This is a genomic window from Nocardioides sp. NPDC054178 (assembly GCF_055585005.1).
The window spans coordinates 1-17,424 of the sequence record NZ_JBVJKY010000009.1 but is presented as its reverse complement, the minus strand read 5'-3'; the positions used below and the strand labels follow the sequence as shown (position 1 = coordinate 17,424).

12 protein-coding genes are annotated in these 17,424 nt (G+C 63.4%); 6 read left to right on the top strand and 6 right to left on the bottom strand.

Annotation, left to right across the window (positions count from 1 at the left end; all coding sequences use genetic code 11):
• The first annotated feature begins 362 nt into the window (after nt 1-362).
• On the top strand, nt 363-2,807 hold the full coding sequence (locus ACZ6WN_RS25835) for an AAA family ATPase (RefSeq protein ID WP_465868837.1): 2,445 nt from the start codon (nt 363-365) through the stop codon (nt 2,805-2,807).
• A gap of 9 nt (nt 2,808-2,816) precedes the next feature.
• Nucleotides 2,817-3,779 carry a DUF6615 family protein gene (locus tag ACZ6WN_RS25830; RefSeq protein WP_465868835.1) on the top strand — a complete coding sequence of 321 codons (963 nt, stop codon included), beginning with the start codon at nt 2,817-2,819 and terminating at the stop codon, nt 3,777-3,779.
• Between the two features lie 206 nt (nt 3,780-3,985).
• Here ACZ6WN_RS25830 and ACZ6WN_RS25825 read toward each other — a convergent pair whose 3' ends face one another.
• Entirely contained in the window at nt 3,986-4,156 is a 171-nt protein-coding gene (locus ACZ6WN_RS25825) for a hypothetical protein (protein ID WP_465868833.1), read from the bottom strand.
• A gap of 818 nt (nt 4,157-4,974) precedes the next feature.
• Here ACZ6WN_RS25825 and ACZ6WN_RS25820 point away from each other — a divergent pair.
• A complete protein-coding gene (locus ACZ6WN_RS25820) occupies nt 4,975-5,310 on the top strand; it encodes a hypothetical protein (RefSeq protein ID WP_465868832.1) in 336 nt (111 codons plus the stop codon).
• 101 nt (nt 5,311-5,411) lie between these two features.
• On the opposite strand, the gene ACZ6WN_RS25815 is transcribed toward ACZ6WN_RS25820, so the two are convergent.
• Nucleotides 5,412-5,885 (bottom strand): hypothetical protein, encoded by a 474-nt coding sequence (locus ACZ6WN_RS25815; RefSeq protein ID WP_465868830.1) that lies wholly within the window; start codon nt 5,883-5,885, stop codon nt 5,412-5,414.
• 1,142 nt (nt 5,886-7,027) lie between these two features.
• On the opposite strand from ACZ6WN_RS25815, the gene ACZ6WN_RS25810 reads away from it, so the two are divergent.
• Nucleotides 7,028-7,330, top strand: a complete 303-nt coding sequence (locus ACZ6WN_RS25810) for a hypothetical protein (RefSeq protein WP_465868829.1) — start codon at nt 7,028-7,030, stop codon at nt 7,328-7,330.
• Between the two features lie 248 nt (nt 7,331-7,578).
• Here the strand turns inward: ACZ6WN_RS25810 and ACZ6WN_RS25805 are convergent, their stop codons facing one another.
• The 3 genes from ACZ6WN_RS25805 to ACZ6WN_RS25795 all read right to left on the bottom strand — a co-directional run bounded on the left by ACZ6WN_RS25805 (nt 7,579) and on the right by ACZ6WN_RS25795 (nt 12,667).
• Complete coding sequence (locus ACZ6WN_RS25805) at nt 7,579-8,649, bottom strand: tyrosine-type recombinase/integrase (RefSeq protein WP_465868827.1); 1,071 nt, start codon at nt 8,647-8,649, stop codon at nt 7,579-7,581.
• Nucleotides 8,650-8,843: 194 nt separating this feature from the next.
• Nucleotides 8,844-11,084: an NACHT domain-containing protein gene (locus ACZ6WN_RS25800; RefSeq protein ID WP_465868826.1), complete on the bottom strand. Its 2,241-nt coding sequence runs from the start codon at nt 11,082-11,084 to the stop codon at nt 8,844-8,846.
• Between the two features lie 281 nt (nt 11,085-11,365).
• Nucleotides 11,366-12,667, bottom strand: a complete 1,302-nt coding sequence (locus tag ACZ6WN_RS25795) for an AlbA family DNA-binding domain-containing protein (protein WP_465868824.1) — start codon at nt 12,665-12,667, stop codon at nt 11,366-11,368.
• 495 nt (nt 12,668-13,162) lie between these two features.
• Between ACZ6WN_RS25795 and ACZ6WN_RS25790 the strand changes: the two genes are divergently transcribed.
• Nucleotides 13,163-16,309, top strand: coding sequence for an MMPL family transporter (locus ACZ6WN_RS25790; RefSeq protein ID WP_465868823.1), 3,147 nt, complete (start codon nt 13,163-13,165; stop codon nt 16,307-16,309).
• A 20-nt stretch (nt 16,310-16,329) separates the two neighbouring features.
• On the opposite strand, the gene ACZ6WN_RS25785 is transcribed toward ACZ6WN_RS25790, so the two are convergent.
• Nucleotides 16,330-17,001, bottom strand: coding sequence for a TetR/AcrR family transcriptional regulator (locus ACZ6WN_RS25785; RefSeq protein ID WP_465868821.1), 672 nt, complete (start codon nt 16,999-17,001; stop codon nt 16,330-16,332).
• An 88-nt stretch (nt 17,002-17,089) separates the two neighbouring features.
• Here ACZ6WN_RS25785 and ACZ6WN_RS25780 point away from each other — a divergent pair.
• A partial coding sequence (locus tag ACZ6WN_RS25780; RefSeq protein ID WP_465868820.1) for a carboxyl transferase domain-containing protein occupies nt 17,090-17,424 on the top strand: 335 nt, incomplete at its 3' end.

The window sequence follows — 17,424 nt, the reverse complement described above, 5'->3', positions numbered from 1 at the left end:
TCCGGGCGTGGTCAGAACACTGGCCCGAATGCTGCTTGAGCCACCGACCCCAATCCTGGGTATGCAGTGATCGTCCTGCCGGCCACCTGCGGGTCAACCTCACCAGAGTGGCTTGCGTGGTAAAGACACCTGTATCGGTCCAGTCAGTCAGCCCGCCCCTCGGAACGACGGAGACGATTGGAGAAGCCGGTGCCCGGAATTGAGTGTGAGGTGCTCGACCAGTTCTTCGAGGCGCTAAGAGGCGACGATCGAGTCGCGGAGCAAGTCATCGCTGAATTGGATCCTCTGCTGCGGGGAGCAACGTTACCGACCGCGGCAAGGGTGACCAGAGTTCTGGACGCTGGCAGCGGGGACGAGAACGCATGATCCAGCTCCAAGCCATCCGCATACAGGAGTTCCGCGGAATCCGGGACATGACACTGACCCTCGGCTGCAAGTCCTTCGTCGTGTGGGGACCTAACGGCTCCGGCAAGAGCGGTGTCGTGGACGCCATCGACTTTGCCCTGACAGGAAGCGTGCAGCGCCTCACCGGAACGGGCACTGTGGGCATCAACGTGCGAAAGCATGGGCCACACGTCACGCGCAGGGACGATCCCGAGTCAGCGAAGGTCTCTCTGACCGTTCGTGACCCGGATACCGGCGACGAAGCGGTGCTGATCAGGACGGTGAAAGCACCGGCGAGCTACCACCTCAGTCCCGATACCGCAGAGATGCGCGCAAAGATTGACGACGCCGGTTCTCATCCGGAACTCACTCTGTCTCGGCGGGAGATCATCAAGTACGTCGTCTCCGAGGCGGGCAAGCGCGCTCAGGATGTGCAGATCCTGCTGAAATTGGGGCGGATCGATGAAATCCGCCGAATCTTGAAGACCGCACAAGGAAGCTGCAGCTCCACCAGCAGGAAGGCGAACTCAGACGTAGTGGCCGCCGCGGAGTCACTCAGACGCCACCTCGATCTTCCGAAGCTGCTGATGGAGGACTTCGCGGGAGCCGTCAACCGGCATCGTGAGGTCCTTGGGCTGGAGCCCCTCGACCGGATCACCGCACGATCAGACCTGACTGCAGGCGTGAATCGGGTCACCACCCCAACTCTGAACAAGACGTCGGCGTCCAGCGACGTGAAGGCATTGTCGGATCGGATTGATGATGAGGCCAGGACAGAGCCAGCGCGCGCTCGGCTCGGGGATGCTCTGGCAGACCTCGACGCAGATCCGGAGATCCTTCTAGCGCTTCGCCACCGCACGCTGGTGGAGACCGGCCTCAGCCTGCTCGATGAGGCCATCTGTCCTTTGTGTGACACAGAGTGGTCGGATGTCGACGCCCTTCGCCAACACCTCTCGGACAAGTTGGCGCGATCCGAACGCGCACAGCAACTGGGCAGACGGATTCAGTCAGCTGTCGAGTCCATCCGATCCGATGCGCGCGACCGATCTACACTGGTGGAGACCGTCATTCCCCATGCACGAGTCTTGGGTGCCGTCGAACTGCTGGATCACCTGAGCAGATTCCGCGACGATCTGCAGGATTTCTCCAGATCCGGATTCTCTGTCGAGCAGGTCCTGGAACAACGCGACCGTCTCACTGGTGAACCAGTTCCAATACCAGGACAACTGCGGGAGCTCCTCGATGCACTGGTGCTAAAGATCGAGGCGGTGCCGGACAACTCAGAGGCCTCTCAGGCAACAACCTTTCTGACTCTTGCCTCCGAGCGGTGGACGAAGCTCTGCCAAGGCAGGTCTGCGGCCAAGAAGGCACGAACCGCGATGGAGGCCGCCATCGCTGTCTATGAGACATACTGCAAGACCGCAGACAGCTTGCTGACCTCGCTGTACGAGGAAATCGAGGTTGAACTCAGCTCCTTCTACCGGTTCATCAACTCGGATGAGGACAAGACCTTCAAGGCAACCCTGGAGCCGTCCGCGGGATCCCTCGACCTCAAGGTCGGGTTCTATGGCCAGGGAATGTTTCCCCCGGCGGCGTACCACAGTGAAGGCCATCAAGATGGAATGGGAGTGTGCCTGTACCTCGCCCTAGTGCGACGACTCCTAGGCACCGAGTTCAGTTTCGCAGTACTCGACGACGTGGTGATGTCCGTGGACAAGGACCACCGTCGGCAGTTCTGCGAGTTGTTGAAGAACTACTTCCCGGACGTGCAGTTCATCATTACGACGCACGACGAGGTTTGGGTCCGCCAAATGCAGGGGTCAGGCGTGATAAGCAAGGCGACCCAGGTACGGTTCCACGGCTGGAGCGTGGACGATGGGCCGCAAGTGGACATCGGCCAGGAGATCTGGGACCGCATCGACGCTGATTTGGTATCGGACGACGTGCCATCGGCTGCCGCCAAGTTGCGTCGTCACCTCGAAGCGACGCTGGCTGACCTCGCCGGCCGCATCGGTGGCAGGGTGGCCTACCGACCTGAGAACAACTACGAACTAGGTGACTTCACCACCGCCACGGTAAGCCGCTACAAAGATCTTCTGAAGAAGGCCTCGAGTTCCGCCAACACCTGGAACAACACCTCAGCGAAGCAGGTCGTCGACGATCTCAAGGCTCAGTTTCAGGAAGCATGGGAGAACCAACAGTCTTTGAACTGGGCAGTCAATCCGACGGTGCACTACAACGAGTGGAACAACATGACGGCTGCGGACTTTAAACCTGTGGTATCGGCTTGGAGGTCCGTATTCGACTTCTTCCGATGCGAGAACAGTGACTGCGGCGCTTGGGTCTTTGTCGTCGGTCACCCAGCACCAGAGGCGCTTAGATGTCCGTGTGGCAAGTTCAATCTCAACCTGGTGAGCAAGTAGTAGGGAGCCATGCCGAAGGTCGAAGCAGCTTTCCGTCGTGCCCGGGTCGCGGCCGTCGAGCAGATGGCCCTGTGCGAAGTCGGAAACATCAACTGGACTGAGCCATCGATCACAGAGATCGTCCTGGCGCGCGCAGCTGCAGACGTCACCGTTGTCCCCTTCACCCAGAACGCAGAGTCGACAAGCGGCGCAGATTGGATCTGGTGGTGGACTGATTCGACGGCAGCATACGGGATGCTGGTTCAGGCGAAGCGCCTCAGAATCACTCAAACCAGGAAGTGGTCATTCAACTTCGACTATCGAACCAAAGGCGCATCTCATAGCCAACAGCAGGCCCTTATGGTCACAGCGCGTTTGCTCGGACTCGTTCCTGTTTATGCCCTCTACCTAGGCAGCACGGGCTACCGTTCATGCCAGCCGAGGTGCGCGCATTTCATGCCCACCGGGGACAAAGATTGTGTTAAACGCTCAATTTCACTGATGCCAGCCCTATTGGCTCAACATGCCTTGATTACAGATGGTCCTTCCACTTATGGCGCTTCAGTGGCGCTCGAGGGCCTCTGGGATCCCGGCGGGTACGGGGTTCCATTGATCCCGGCACTCCGGTCCCAGATGACGGATGAGGTCCAGAAATTCCTCAAACAGCGCCAGGACGGCGTTCGATCTGTCACGCGTGCCATGATCGACCGGGTCCTGCGCGTTCGCGCAGAGCAAGAGGCCGAATCTCCAGACCGCCCGAAATCGGATATCTACTCAGCAGACAGTAATAGATACTTCAGCCGAATTCCGAACGATACGGGAACTTGGGGCGTCGATTACTTCCGACAGATTCTAGACCCACTACTGTATTCTCCACCGGACTACGTGAACTCAATCCAAACCAACGAGTTCCGTGAAGAAATGATCCCAGATCGCCTCCGATCCAACATCGCCGGAATAGTGGTCGTGCGACTCACCGAGGAGGATCAGTAGCCTTCTGCCTTGCCGCCGAACCATAAGTGACAAATTCGAACCGTGCCGAGCAATGCATCAGGCGGACGAATCTCGACACCGCATCATGCTGGGTCCCGCCGCAGCCTCCCCCTCTCGGCTCGCGTGGCATTGAGACATCAGCGGAGCTGGACGCACTGTAACCCGAACCCGTCCACCGGTTCACCGGAACAGGCCGGCGGCAGCCGTCAGCAGTGGCGCACTTCCACCTGCCGCTGCGATGACAACCGCAGCACGACGAGCAGCCTCAGGGCTGGCAGGCGATCGGAGTCCGGCAGGTGTTTCACGACCAGCCACTGGAAGGCCCCGAGCACCACGATGAGCACCGTCAGCGCTACCAACGGTTGCCAAAGTTCCATCATCATGTCCTCGCATACGAATGGGATAACCATGGGAGTGGCGGACTCGGAGGTCCGCCTTATAGCTATCCGCGAGAAATGTTCAGCAGTGGACCGCGGAAGAGATCAACGGGCAGATCAACTGACCGGATCACAACTCACGATACCCGAGGTCACGAGCTGGTTCGAAAATCGGAGGCTGGTCACCCGAGCCGCCTCATCGATGCCGATGCCTCGGGCAACGAGGATTCCGCCCAGGCCGCGATGCCGGCTCGTCGGGTCCCGCCGCAGCCTCCAACAACATCCTCCTGCCGTGCGGAGCATCCAGCCCGTTCCTCCGTTCGTCGATCGTCCGGTGTGCAGACCGCGCGGAGCGCGTAATTACTGATGCTCCCTGCGGTCGGAGGGTTCCCGAGGGCACGGAGTGCCGCTTGGTCACCAGCTGGGCGGAGCCCAGGTTGGTGGCAGCCTGGCTGCACTCCGACTGCAGTCAGCGGCTCCGCCGGAGGCGCCTGGGCGGCAGCCCAGCGGCGGAGGAGTAGGAGAGACGGCCTGACGACTACTTGAGGTTAACCTCTTGAGCACCCGCAACGGATTCTGCTTGGTAGTCGGATCGGTTCTGTTTGCGGCACTGCGGACAGTGACTGCCGCTGAATGCGTGGCCTACCTGTCTCTGGGGCCAGGCTGCTCTCGGTGCCTCGAGGAGTTGGGCCGCGGTCAGGTAGGTCCCCGAGGTTGACAGTAGGTCGATGGACCGCTGTCCGTGAACTGCACGCCGGGGAAGGGCAACTTACTGTCCACAGGCTGCCTTCGGGACAGAGTTATCCACAGGCCCAACAATGTCAGTCGACCATGTCGGTGACCTCGGTTGTGATGTGCACAGGGACAACATCACAGACCACCCCGACGGACAGCAGACCTACGTGACCCTGGCGTCCATTCTCACTGCGACCACCGAGCACGCCGATGAGGCAAGTCTCTGCGACTTCGGGCTGAATCTCCAGGCCGAAGAACGGGAGCTGAACTGCGGAGCATGGTCGCCGGCCTGGGCACCGTCCCTGGAACGGCTCACTATCACCGACTCGGCCGATCTACTCCTGGTCCTCCTCGACGAGCTCCGTCAGCAGACCCACGATGAGGTGGCCATCGTGGCCCTCGCCGCAGCCCGACTATAGGTGATCGACGGCATCCGCCACCTGGATCGAATGACCAAGGAGGTATCTGTTAGAACGTTTAACGCCAGGGCGGCGACACTCAAGTCGCGTACCACCTCGGTCTAGCCGGGCAACTCCGTTGGATTGACCGGTCGACGTTCGATGGCCCAGGCTTCGCGGTCCAAGGTCGTGAGGGTGACCGCGACAAAGCCACGTATCCGTTGGACGTCTTGAAGCTCTCCGGTTGTTGCGGTGCGACCCTCCTCGATCAACTCCTTCCTGATCCCATCCATGTACAGCACGCCGAGCACCGCGCCTTCGACTGCCTTCCACTCACGTGATGGAAGCATGCGCGCCAACGTTCCAGCATGTGCCTCGTAGGCGCCGGTCGGCAGTGGCCCCTTCTCGGGACCCCAAGTCCCATCGGCGGCAACACTCTCAGTGACAGCGACGACCTTGTGTAGATCGGTGCATAGGAGACGCATTGCGGCGCGCTGAGCGAACTTGTCCTCGCGGCGTGCGATCGCATAGTTAACGCCCCCAGTGACGACCGCCCCAACGACGACGCCAACTATTCCTACGATCGCGACGATCATCGTGGGAGTCTATTGGCCCTGCGGAGAGTTCAATGTCGATTTGAGCCAACACCTGCTGGAGAATGCCGCCCTCACCTGGGTCCGACGGAACCATGTCGCCCGCGGGGACCTCGCGGAGCCGGAGCCGCTTGGGATACCTCTGGCCCGCCAAGCATAGGCGCCACGGGGGCAGTGCTCGACTGCCTGGTGGACGCTGGCTGCAGAATTGGACCGCCCCTAGACCGAAGGTGGCGACTCCTGCCAAAGAGACTGGAGCTGGAGGTCGCCCAATCTGGGGATCATTCCGCAGACTTTGCGCACCACCGAGATGCGGTTGGCCAGACTCGCGACGCGGCCCTCCAAGAGCCGCACGTCCACGACTGAGAGCGGCTGGAAAGCGAGGCCTTCTGTGGCTGTCCACGGGTGGAGGGGAACAACGGAGAAAGACGTGCAATCAATCGTAAAGGCGATGCAGGAGTCTTCCAGCAAGTGGATCCCCAACCGGTACACGGGCCGCCTTGGCCGAGGGCGGGTGGGTTGGACGGAGACGCCCAAGACGTCTGGCGGAGTGTTCGACACCGTCGATGAGGCCCCAACCTGGGCGGCACGGTTCACATTCACTCCCGGCAACGGTCACGGCGGTGCTCACTGTGACATTGCGGTCTATGACCGCGGGACAGCGCGAGAAGTAGTTGTCACCCCTGCCTACGCGATGGGCGCCGGTGCTCGGGCTAAGGATATCCGAGACGGAATGGTCTCGGCGGCGACCTAGATATCGTGCCGCGCCCCTGCGGTTCAACGATCTTACACAGAAGGGACATCCCGTGGCTCTACCAGACGAGTACAAGAAGGACTTTGCATACTTGGAAGACCTTTCACGGAAGGGCAGTCTCGATGCGTCGAACGCGATCTACCAAAAGCTAAAGGAGAAGGGCAGAAACCTCCCTGAAGTTCAGAGAGCTCTCAACAGCCTGAGAGTCAACTACTGATGATACGAATCCGTCGTATGCACATATTCCCAAGAAGGCGCCATGGGTCTAATTTCCCGTAAGGATCGGTCGCGATCCTCGAACGACGGAGCCCCGAACTGGGCAACTGATCCGATCGCTTCGCAGAGCAGATTTTCTGAACCGACTCCGCCTATCTTCGATCTGGTTCAGGAAATGATCACCGCCGTCGAATACGGGTCGCCCTACGTCGCACTGCAGCGCATGTTGATGATGATCAAGGTTCAAGCCATCCAGTTTGCATCTGCCCTCCCCGGGCACGGCGGAATGCCCAACCTCGAGGAGATCTTCGATACCATCTTGTTGCGCGACGACTTTGATTCCGAAATGCTCTTCGATGCGCTGACATACTTCGGACCACCCGGCGTTGCGACCCGAAATTCCCTGATCGAACAGATTCCCGGTTTCTTGGCCGCACTTGAGGATGCAGCTAGGGGTGGCTACCTCCAAGGCGATTAGCCGACGCCAAAGCAGCACAGCTGACGCTGTTTAGCGGCTTCATTTACAAATATCTGCGACACTTCGCAATTACCCCCAAATCATGATGTCCAGTGCGATCGCGAGGATCAGCATCACGATGGCGCTGGCGAGGGCTACTCCGCCAGTGAGCGGGATCAGCGGCGGTGGCAGCTCGCGCCGGTGATAGTCGGGGCGTCCCACGGACGGTTCTGGTTGTACTGATAGTTGCTCACTGCATTGCTCGTTATCTAGAGGTCTAGAAACCGGACCGCGTTGCCCTCGAAGGCGCGACCCTCCTGGATGTAGCCGTCCAGCGACACGAGGCTGCGACGCCTGGTCTGGGTCTTGATCGAGGACACAGGTGCGTTGGCCCGGGCAGCCGACGTGGCGAACCCTGAGCGGAGCGAATGCGCCCAGCAGGCCGACGGGTCCTCCCCGACGGCTTTCACGTAATCCCGCACCTGTTCGTCCACCAGCACGGAGTCAGGCCTCTTGCCCCGGATCCTTCCACCACGGAACAGCGACTGGAACAGCGGACCGCTCTCGGATCCTCGGACCTCGAGCCATCGCTGCACGGTCCTGGTCGCACAGGTCTGTGCATGTCCGGTCAGCGGCACGTACACGTACTGGCCCACGCGGAGTCGGTCCGTCTTGGACTCGCGGATCCGGAGACGCATCCCCTCCTCGAGGAACGTGACGTCGGTGAGATGCAGGCTTGTGACCTCAGAGCGGCGGAGACCACCGAGGAAGGCGGTCAGCAACATCGCTCGATCCATGATCCCTTTGGTGTCGTCGGCGCAAGCGTTGGCCATCTGCGCGATGAGCCGCTGAGTGATAGCCCGAGCCTTGCGGGGCGCGTACTGCTGCTCCCGCTTCAGGTGGTTGATCGTGACCAGGATGGCGTTCGAGGCACGGTCGGCGTAGGCGGGGAACGACCAGCCCTGCCGCTGGAGCTCCGACCTGATGCCGATCAGCCGGCGGGACAGGGTGGACACCTTCAGGATGCGATCGCCCTCAGCCTCCCGAAGGGCGGCGAAAGAAACGCAGCGGTTGCAGGTCCCATCGGCGTCCTCGTCCGTCGGCGGTGCACCGTAGTAGTAGAGGAAGGGCAGCACCACGGTCTCCCGGACCGGAGTTGGCTCTACCCCAGCCCGAGCACACCAGTCGGTGAAGTGACGGACGTCGTCGGCGTACGCCTGCTTGGTTCCGTCGGCGAGGCCCTGGCGTCGGACGTCGTTGGTGTAGGCCAGGCTGTCGAAGGATTCCTCATAGGCCGTAAAGGAAGCGCGAAGCGAGGTGAATCCGCGTTCCAGCAACATGCCCTCCCAGTGGCGGGACTACCGCTTTTAGTTCTCTCTTATCGTATCTAATTCTGAGCGTCGAGAATAGCCCCAAAAACGGATCGCATAACGCGCGACGAGGTCCTCGGCCACCTTTGTTTGAGACGGCTTTTTCTCAAGCAGGTGGGATCGATTAGAAGGGTTAGGTGAGGACGTGGCGATAGCGATAACTCTCAGTTGCGAGCTCGCACGCCGACGGTCTGATACCTATCTAGTAAACTACGGATCGGATGGACATGAGCTCGCTTCGCAAAGCGATCCGCGAAATGGTCCTGCAACTCAGAGTGGCGGAATTGGTACACAGGTCCGACCGCACGAAGCAATCCAATTCGGTGCATGTCCTCTAGGAATCCCAAAAGGTCCCGCGGCGCGTTTCCTTGACGCCTGAGTCGGCGTGCAGCTGCGCCGAACCACACCGGGGATCGGTTGGCGAAGGGCATTGATACAAACCACCAGAGCCCGAACCAAATAGCAGCTTCAGCCAGGGTCACTCGTGCGTCAAGGTCCTGGGCCCCTAAGGCCGATGAGCTGAGGACCCAGGGCATCGTCGCCGAACCAACAGCTAAACCTATAGCAGGAAACCAAATTAAAGTCGAACGGAGAACTCGCGTAGCGCGAAGCGAGGCCTCGCCGCTCATCGCAGCATTGGTGCTTACCTTCTCTGCTCCAAAGCGCCAAAACACGCTCGCTACAGCGCCAATCAACGCGAATAGCGCTGTACCTACGAGCCATGCTGGCGTGTCCAGCGGGGCATAGAGGATAGTCGCTGCTGTGACCATAATCACCAGGGGAGCAACTAAATGCCACTTCGCAGCGCCGCCTTTCCAAGATGGTAAATCCGCGTTACGGGCGGGCTCGTGCGCAATTCCAGAAATCCCGAGGCGGTGTGCCACGACGCCCACGAAGACTCCGATGGCTACGGCGCATAACGGACTGAGAAGGAACATTGCTGTCTCCACCAGAGTGGCGTCATCGTCTGGCAGAAGTAGGAATGCCAAAGCGAGCCACCCAATCGGGAAAACCCATCCTGCGGCTTTCATGATCGACCGACTGGCCTGTTCCCGCTCTGAGAAGACCTCAGAGCCGAGACGCCACCACGCAAAGTCGCGGCCTCTCGGCTCGCCCTGCAGATTTCGTGGCTCTGTCATGTGGTTGGCGAGCCACGTCAGCCATCGAGTGGCGTCGCCGGATTCGTAACTTCGACGTGGGCGAAACGTACCCTGCTTCGCTGCAGGACGCTGTTGGATCAGGGAGACGACCACGTGCTCCAACAGGTATTCGCGGAGCGAGGTCTCGGTTGGGAACTTCTCGGGGTCCGCCAGATCGTTTGCGGACGGCGCCGTCGTTCGCCCGTCTGCCGTCGGTAAGAAGGTGGTTTTCAGTAGCCAAAGTCCAAGAGGTGTCGAGCAGACACCTGCCAAAGGGCTTCGTGGCCGATCACGCTGGTCCCGCAAGTCCTGGATTATGGGTCCCCATGCCTCGTCAGGCCGCCGGCCAATTACCTTGCTGAGGTACTTGGCCGCGTCCTTCGGGCGGATTGGGTCTGGCCGAAGCACCAACGCCCGATACAGGACGACATTGAGTGCGTCAACGACATCTGCGTACTCGCTAGACCTACTGGTGACCAGAATTCTAGATTCTCCCAAGTCACGATTTAAGGCTGTGAGGGCCAACCGGCGGCGCTCCAGCGGCATTTCGTCGAGCCCGTCGACAACCAACGTGAGATGGGGCGAACTGCGCTGCGCCAGGAACCCAAAGTCATCGGATCCGAACGCCAGTTTCAACTGGCCCGTGACCCAATCCCATAGCTTGGGTTGGACCTCAGGGTCCCAACTCGAGGCCGAGAGGAAGACCGGTACGGTCATGTTCTCAGAAGAACTCCGGGTGACATGGAGAAGAATCTGCACAGCCAAGGTGGTCTTTCCGGCGCCCGGTCCACCTACGAGCACCAGACGTCCGCTGGGCATCGCAAGGAAACGCTCGGCGATCACCCGTGCGTCGTCCATCCCGCCCCCGCTGAAGGCTGAACGCGCAGATTTTGTCGCGATGTCGACCACCGCCGGATCCTGGACGATTCGCCATCGCACCGCCATCGGCTCAGGGCTGTCCAGCGCCCGCAGCATCGCCTCTTCTTCCCATTGGCCAGCCACCAACTCACGGAGGCGGTCTACTTTCGACGCTGCACTCTCCACTTCCGCAACCGTCGTGGCGTCCCGCCTCATCTTCAACCACCCGGCAATCAGTTCAGGGACGACCACCACCAGACCGACTGCTGCTCCGACAATGCTTGCCACCGTCGCCGACTGCTGAATCCCCTTCGTGGCCCAAGCGGCGGCCAAGCTAACCAGCGCAGCCGCAATGGCCACCAGCACCATCGCGAATCCGATATCAGCGATACGTCGTCGAAAACGCATGTCCGAAAGTATGGCTGAAACCTCTGCCCTCTGGACGGGGATCGACGAGAGCAAACGACACGCTCGCGCATCCCGGTCAGCGCAGACAGGCCCACGCAGCAGCTAACTGGCACCAGCCAGGCCAGCGGAGAGCGATCTCTGGGAGAAGATGACCTTCGGCTTCCGGGCCCGCCGAGTTGGGCTGTCGAAACGTATCAAGATCTGGGAAAACCTGTCGGGTTTGCTGACAGGGCGGGCGATCGCACGTTCGAGCGGGGCCAGGCGTGGCGCGGGCCAGATCGTCATTGAGGTGATTCCGCCTGCGGGCGCTGCCATCCGATGCTCGAAGGGGTGAGGCCGAACTGCGCGAGGAAGTCCTCGGCTAGGAGGAACGCAGCACTCTTGCGCGCCGCGACGTCCCTCAACTGACCGACGGTGGTCTCGATCGGCACGAAGCGACGCACGTCCCGCGACCACGGCGGCTGGTCGTACCCAATCAGCATCCCATTGCCAACCCGCTCAGGCGTGACGAATGCGAACGGCTGGTTGTCGGACCGGAGGAGGTCAATGCGGACTGTCGTGCGGCCTTGAAATCCGCGTTGTTCGGTAACCGCGGCGACCAGGTTGACGAACTCCGCGACGACCCCATACAAAGCTTGGTCTGCGACGGTGTTCTTACCGCTAATCGGTGCCAGCGAGCCGAGGCTGTTGACCGCGACTACGACAGATCCGTCGTGCAACAGTTCGATATGGGAGCGGTCGCTGCGCTCGTCTGGCTCACCGAATACCCGTCCGAAAACCCACCGGCGTAGCCCAACCCGCGGGTTGTTTAGCCCGTCGCCGAGGCTCCGAATCGCGCTGTAGTTGAGCCGTTCCTCGACCTCCGGCCGGAGACCGCCAGTACCAGCAGCGGTGTTGAGGATGTCCTTCGCCTCGTCCCCACTCGATGGCGCCGCCGCCGTCGGGACGGGCGTCGTCAGGCGTCCAACCGCGACAATCCACGGCTCCCTAGCGAGATCTACCTGGTCAGCAACGTGCTCGACGAGTCCGGCGAGCGCTTCCTCATCGCGCCGACGCCGATCGAACCGGTCCTGATATGCACGCTCGATGTCATGCTCGCGCATCCAATGCGTCTGTGTTCCGTCACGATAGGGCCATCCGGAAGATCTGTCTTTGCCCACGATGTGCGGTGCGTCGGGACTCGACGGGACGTTAACAACGAGCACTCCGTCGACCTCGGTTGGACTCCGCCGTAACGGATAGAACTCGATCCCGGCGATCGGTGGCTCGACCCTTGTATAGAGCCATGCACGCATCTTCCGGTCGAGCGAGTCACTCAACTCTATTGGGCTGACACGCATGGCACGGCTAGTGCTGCGCTCCTCCTGGACTCCGATTACGATGAGGCCGCCGCGGGAGTTCGCGAGTGCTGCGACGTCCTTAGCGAACTCGTCACCTGCGGCTGCACCGGTGTACAACTGACGCTTCCAGTCGAGACTGTCGCTCTCAGCAACACCACGGTCGGCCGACCTGACTACCATGGTGTAGTCGAGTGGCCCAGACTCACCGAGTGCAGCTTGGATCGCGGTGTTGAACAGTGGCATGGCCCGATCCTGACGCATTGACAGGGCAGGCGGAGCCAGTTCCTCGAATAGGCAGCGTTGCGTGAGCCCCCTCCGGCAGCGAGGGACTGTCACAGGCCAGCCACCGACAAGTCGACGCGCGGTGGCCTGAGTCCGCACAGAGTTCGCAACCTGCCCGGCCCGAACCAGCTGTAACCAACCTGACCAACCTATTTGGGCAGGTCAGAAGAACCCGACCAACCTGGCCAGCTTGAACCAACACGCGTAGCCCGACCCCGGCTTACAGGCCAGCCCGTCCGCTTCACCCCTCTGACTTGCCGCGGCGTGGGTACGGTCCCCGATTCCGGGGAAGCTGCACGGCGGCCCTCTCCCCTGTCGCGGGATCCCGCTAGCGTGCTCGAGCAGCGCGCGCCCGCGCTCCGGACGTAGCCGCGGGGACCCGGATCACCGTCCCGCGGACCTGGGAGTGAGGCGCCCCGCGGCTCATGCGACGAGGCCGCAGAAGGGAGCAGCGTCGTGGCAGGTCTCCTCCGTCGGCTCGGTGGCTTCTGCGCCCGGCACAGCCTGCTCGTCATCGGTGCCTGGGTCCTCGTGCTCGTCACCGTGGTCGCGGCCGTCTCGATCCTCGGCGCCAAGACCAGCAACGACCTCGCGCTGCCCGGCACCGGCAGCCAGGAGGCGAAGGACCTGCTCTCCGACCGGTTCCCGCCCCAGCAGAACGGGGTCAACCCGATCGTCTTCCACGTGAGCAAGGGGAAGCTGACCGACTCCGCCAACAAGCAGGCCGTCGACGACGCGGTGAAGGAGATCGGGAAGCAGCCGCACGTCCACACCGTGACCAACCCGCTGAGCAGCGACGGGCAAACCGCCGGCCTGCTGTCGAAGGACGGCCGTACGGCCTTCGCGCCGGTCCTGATGGACGTCGGGTCCGGCGACCTGACGGAGGAGATCGCCGGCAACGTCCTGGACGCCACCCACCCCGCCGAGAAGGCGGGCATCACCACCGCGGCCGGCGGCTCGATCGGCTCGACGCTGTCGACCGACGAGTCCCGGACCAGCGAGGTCGTCGGGATCATCGCGGCGATGATCATCCTCAGCCTGGTGCTCGGGAGCCTGGTGGCGATGGGGCTGCCGATCATCACCGCCGTGGTCGGGCTCGGCGTCGCGCTGGCCTCCGTCGGTCTGGTCGGCCACCTCCTCGCGATCCCGTCCGCCGGGCCGACCCTGGCCACCATGATCGGCCTCGGCGTGGGCATCGACTACGCGCTCTTCCTGATCACGCGCCACCAGGACCAGCTGGGCGAGGGGATGCCCGTCCGCGAGTCGATCGCGCAGGCGGTGGCGACCTCCGGCAGCGCCATCGTCTTCGCCGGCTGCACCGTCGTGGTGGCCCTCCTCGCGCTGGGCGTGGCCGGCATCCCGCTGGTCTCCGCGCTCGGGTACGCCTCGGCCATGGCCGTGGTCGCGGCCGTCCTGGTGGCGATCACCCTGCTGCCTGCTTTCCTGGGGTTGTTGGGCCGCCGGATCAGCTGGGCTTCGCTGCCGGCGCTCATGCGTCCGGGACGTCGGCGCGGCAGAGGCCTGTGGGTGACATGGGCCGGGGTCGTCCACCGCCACCCGTGGGTGGTCGCCGGCGTCTCGCTCGCGGCCCTGGTGCCGCTCATCATCCCTGTGTTCAGTCTCGAGCTCGGCCAGGAGGACGTCGGCTCCACCTCCGAGGAGACGACCGAACGGCAGGCGTACGACCTGATCAGCGCGGGTCTGGGCGTCGGCTACAACGGTCCGCTGCAGGTCGCCTCCTCGCTCGACCCGCCGGCGGCTCCGAGCGAGGAGTACACCCAGAAGTACGACCAGGCGATGTCGCTCAAGTCCGATCTGGAGAAGAAGCAGAAGGAGCTGCCCCAGCAGAAGAAGCAGCTCCAGGCCGAGCAGGCACAGCTCGAGGACGAACAGGCACAGCTCGAAGCCGAGCAGGCGTCCCTGGAACGACAGAGCGCGCAGCTCCAGGCGCAGCAGGCGGACCTCGAGCGGCAGGCCGGCGCGCTGCGCGCGCAGCAGGCGGATCTCGAGCGGCAGGCGGACCGGCTCCGCGCCGAGCAGCGGAGGCTCGAGGCCGAGCAGGCACGCCTCGAGGCCCGCCGCGACCAGCTACGCCGCGAGGCGAGACGGCTGGCGGCGCAGGCCCGGCCGCTCGTCCGGGAGGTCGTACGCCTCCGGGCCCGCGAGCGCGTCCTGGAACGCCGCATCGCGCGAGCCGAGCGGGAGGGCGACGAGGCCCGGGTGGAACGGTTGCAGGCCCGCCTCGACGCGGTGGAGGCCGAGCTGGCCGCCGTCCGGAAGAAGCTCGCGCCGCTGGAGAAGGAGGCCCGCAGCCTCGCCCGGCAGGCCCGTCGGCTGCAGGCGCAGGCACAGCGCCTCCAGCAGCAGGCCGACGCACTGCAACGGCAGGCCGACTCGCTCGCCCGGCAGAAGGCCGAGCTCGAGCGTCAGGCGGCCTCGCTGCAGGCCGAGGGCAACGAGCTCCAGGCCATGGCCGACTCGCTCCGGGCCCAGGCCGACTCGCTGCGCCGGCAGGGGGACGCGCTGGAGCAGCAGGCGCAGGAGCTCCAGAAGAAGGCCGACGACCTCGAGGCCGCACAGCAACAGGCCCAGCAGGAGCAGAAGGAGGCCGAGCAGCTGCAGGACGAGCTCACCCAGATGATGACGGCGGCGGGCGGCGACGAACGTGGCACCGATCTCCGCGTCGTGAACCTGCAGGAGAGCCTCTCGGACACCGACGGGGTCGCGACCCTCACCCCGCCGCAGATCAACAAGAAGGGCGACGTCGTCCTCCTCTCCGCGGTGCCGACGACCTCCCCCGCCTCCGACGACACCGCCGACCTGGTCGAGCACGTCCGCGACTCCGTGCTGCCGAGGACGAACGAGGGCACGGGCGTCACGTCGTACGTCGGTGGCTACACCGCGTCCTACGTCGACCTGGCCTCCCTCATCTCGGCCCGGCTGCTGCTGGTCATCGGGACCGTGATCCTGCTCGGGTTCCTGCTGCTGATGGTGGCCTTCCGTTCGCTGCTCATCCCGCTCCAGGCGGCGGTGACCAACCTGCTCTCGGCGGCCGCCGCGTTCGGTGTCCTGACCGCCGCGTTCCAGTGGGGCTGGGGCATCGACCTGCTCGGCATCGACACGGCCTCCTCGACGGTGCCGATCGCCAGCTACGTACCCCTGATGATGTTCGCGGGGCTGTTCGGGCTCTCGATGGACTACGAGGTGTTCCTCGTCAGCCACGTCCAGCAGCACGTCCATGAGGGGTCCGAACCCCGGCAGGCGGTCCGCTCGGGTCTGGTCTCCAGCGCCCGGATCACCACCGCCGCCGCCCTCATCATGGCGTCGGTGTTCGCCAGCTTCATCCTCGACTCCGACCCGACGATCAAGCAGTTCGGCGTCGGCCTCTCCGTCGCGGTGCTGCTCGCGGGGATCCTCGTGGTCACGCTGGCGCCGGCAGCGCTGGTGATCTTCGGACGCGCGGCCTGGTGGCTGCCCGGATGGCTCGACAGGCTTCTTCCCCACATCTCGATCGAGGGCGAGCCGGCGCCGGCCGCCAGGACTCCGGGCGTCCCGGTGACGTCACCCCGCCACCGGGACGACGACGGCGCCGGGGTGTCGTAGGTTCCGTCGTCGGTCAGGGGTCACTGATCGAGGTTGCGGACAGCGATGCCGTCCAGCGCCCTCTTCACTGCCTTCTCCACGGCAGAGGCGGGCACGCCGGCCGGAACGACGAGCATCCCGATCGATGCCTCGCTCTCGTCGGCGAAGGTGCGATGGACTGCGGCCAGTGCCTGCTCGATCTCCCGCTGAGGGTCCGTGCACTCGCGTCGAAGCCACCGGCGAAGCACCCGGTTGTGTGCCGCGACGACTGCCGCTGCGGTCATCTCGGCACGGAGCTCCGCCTCCGGGGAGGCGTCGGCCCAGTGACTCAGGTAGCGACGGAAGAGACGCTGGTAGCGGGCCCCGCTCACCAGCTCGCGCTCGCGGAGCGCCGACACGGTGGACGTGAGCCCGTAGCGCTCCCGCGCACGCTCGCCCTCCGCGACGTAGTGGAACAGCACGATCTTGACTGCGTCGGTGACGGCGGCGAGGCCGGCGTTCGAGGGCGAGGAACGCAATCGCTCCTCGATCCGGGCGAGGAGCTCGTCGTGGTCGGGGAAGATCACCGCTTCCTTGGAGCCGAACGAGCGGAAGAAGGTGCTGCGGCTGACACCCGCTTCGGACGCGATGTCGTCGACCGAGGTGGCGGCGTACCCCTTGATCCCGAACAGGCGAAATGCCGCGTCCGTGATCTCGTCACGCGCTGCTGCCATCACTCACCCTTTTGGATCGATCCCTGGACATCATGCCTCATGACACTTAGTCTCACTCATTGACACTGAAGTTCACAAGGGAGTCCCGTTGAGCGCCGAGCCCACCACCGCACCCGATTCCCCGGGCGCCGAGATCGACCTGCACACGACCGCCGGGAAGCTGGCCGAGCTGGAGCGTCGTCTCGATGAGGCCGTCCACGCTGGTTCCGCCAAGGCGGTCGAGAAGCAGCACGCGAAGGGTCGCCAGACCGCGCGTGAGCGGATCGAGATGTTGCTGGATGAGGGCTCCTTCCAGGAGGTCGACGAGCTGGCCCGGCACCGCTCCACCGCGTTCGGGCTGGAGAAGAACCGTCCTTTCGGTGATGGTGTGGTCACCGGGTACGGCACGATCGAGGGCCGTCAGGTCTGTGTCTTCTCCCAGGA

Coding starts and splice junctions, on each gene's coding strand:
- ACZ6WN_RS25820 (WP_465868832.1), top strand. CDS start 4,975: ATGTCAGTCGACCATGTCGGTGACCTCGGTTGTGATGTGCACAGGGAC.
- ACZ6WN_RS25795 (WP_465868824.1), bottom strand. CDS start 12,667: ATGCCACTGTTCAACACCGCGATCCAAGCTGCACTCGGTGAGTCTGGG.
- ACZ6WN_RS25835 (WP_465868837.1), top strand. CDS start 363: ATGATCCAGCTCCAAGCCATCCGCATACAGGAGTTCCGCGGAATCCGG.
- ACZ6WN_RS25800 (WP_465868826.1), bottom strand. CDS start 11,084: ATGCGTTTTCGACGACGTATCGCTGATATCGGATTCGCGATGGTGCTG.
- ACZ6WN_RS25785 (WP_465868821.1), bottom strand. CDS start 17,001: ATGGCAGCAGCGCGTGACGAGATCACGGACGCGGCATTTCGCCTGTTC.
- ACZ6WN_RS25825 (WP_465868833.1), bottom strand. CDS start 4,156: ATGGAACTTTGGCAACCGTTGGTAGCGCTGACGGTGCTCATCGTGGTG.
- ACZ6WN_RS25810 (WP_465868829.1), top strand. CDS start 7,028: ATGATCACCGCCGTCGAATACGGGTCGCCCTACGTCGCACTGCAGCGC.
- ACZ6WN_RS25815 (WP_465868830.1), bottom strand. CDS start 5,885: ATGATCGTCGCGATCGTAGGAATAGTTGGCGTCGTCGTTGGGGCGGTC.
- ACZ6WN_RS25830 (WP_465868835.1), top strand. CDS start 2,817: ATGCCGAAGGTCGAAGCAGCTTTCCGTCGTGCCCGGGTCGCGGCCGTC.
- ACZ6WN_RS25805 (WP_465868827.1), bottom strand. CDS start 8,649: ATGTTGCTGGAACGCGGATTCACCTCGCTTCGCGCTTCCTTTACGGCC.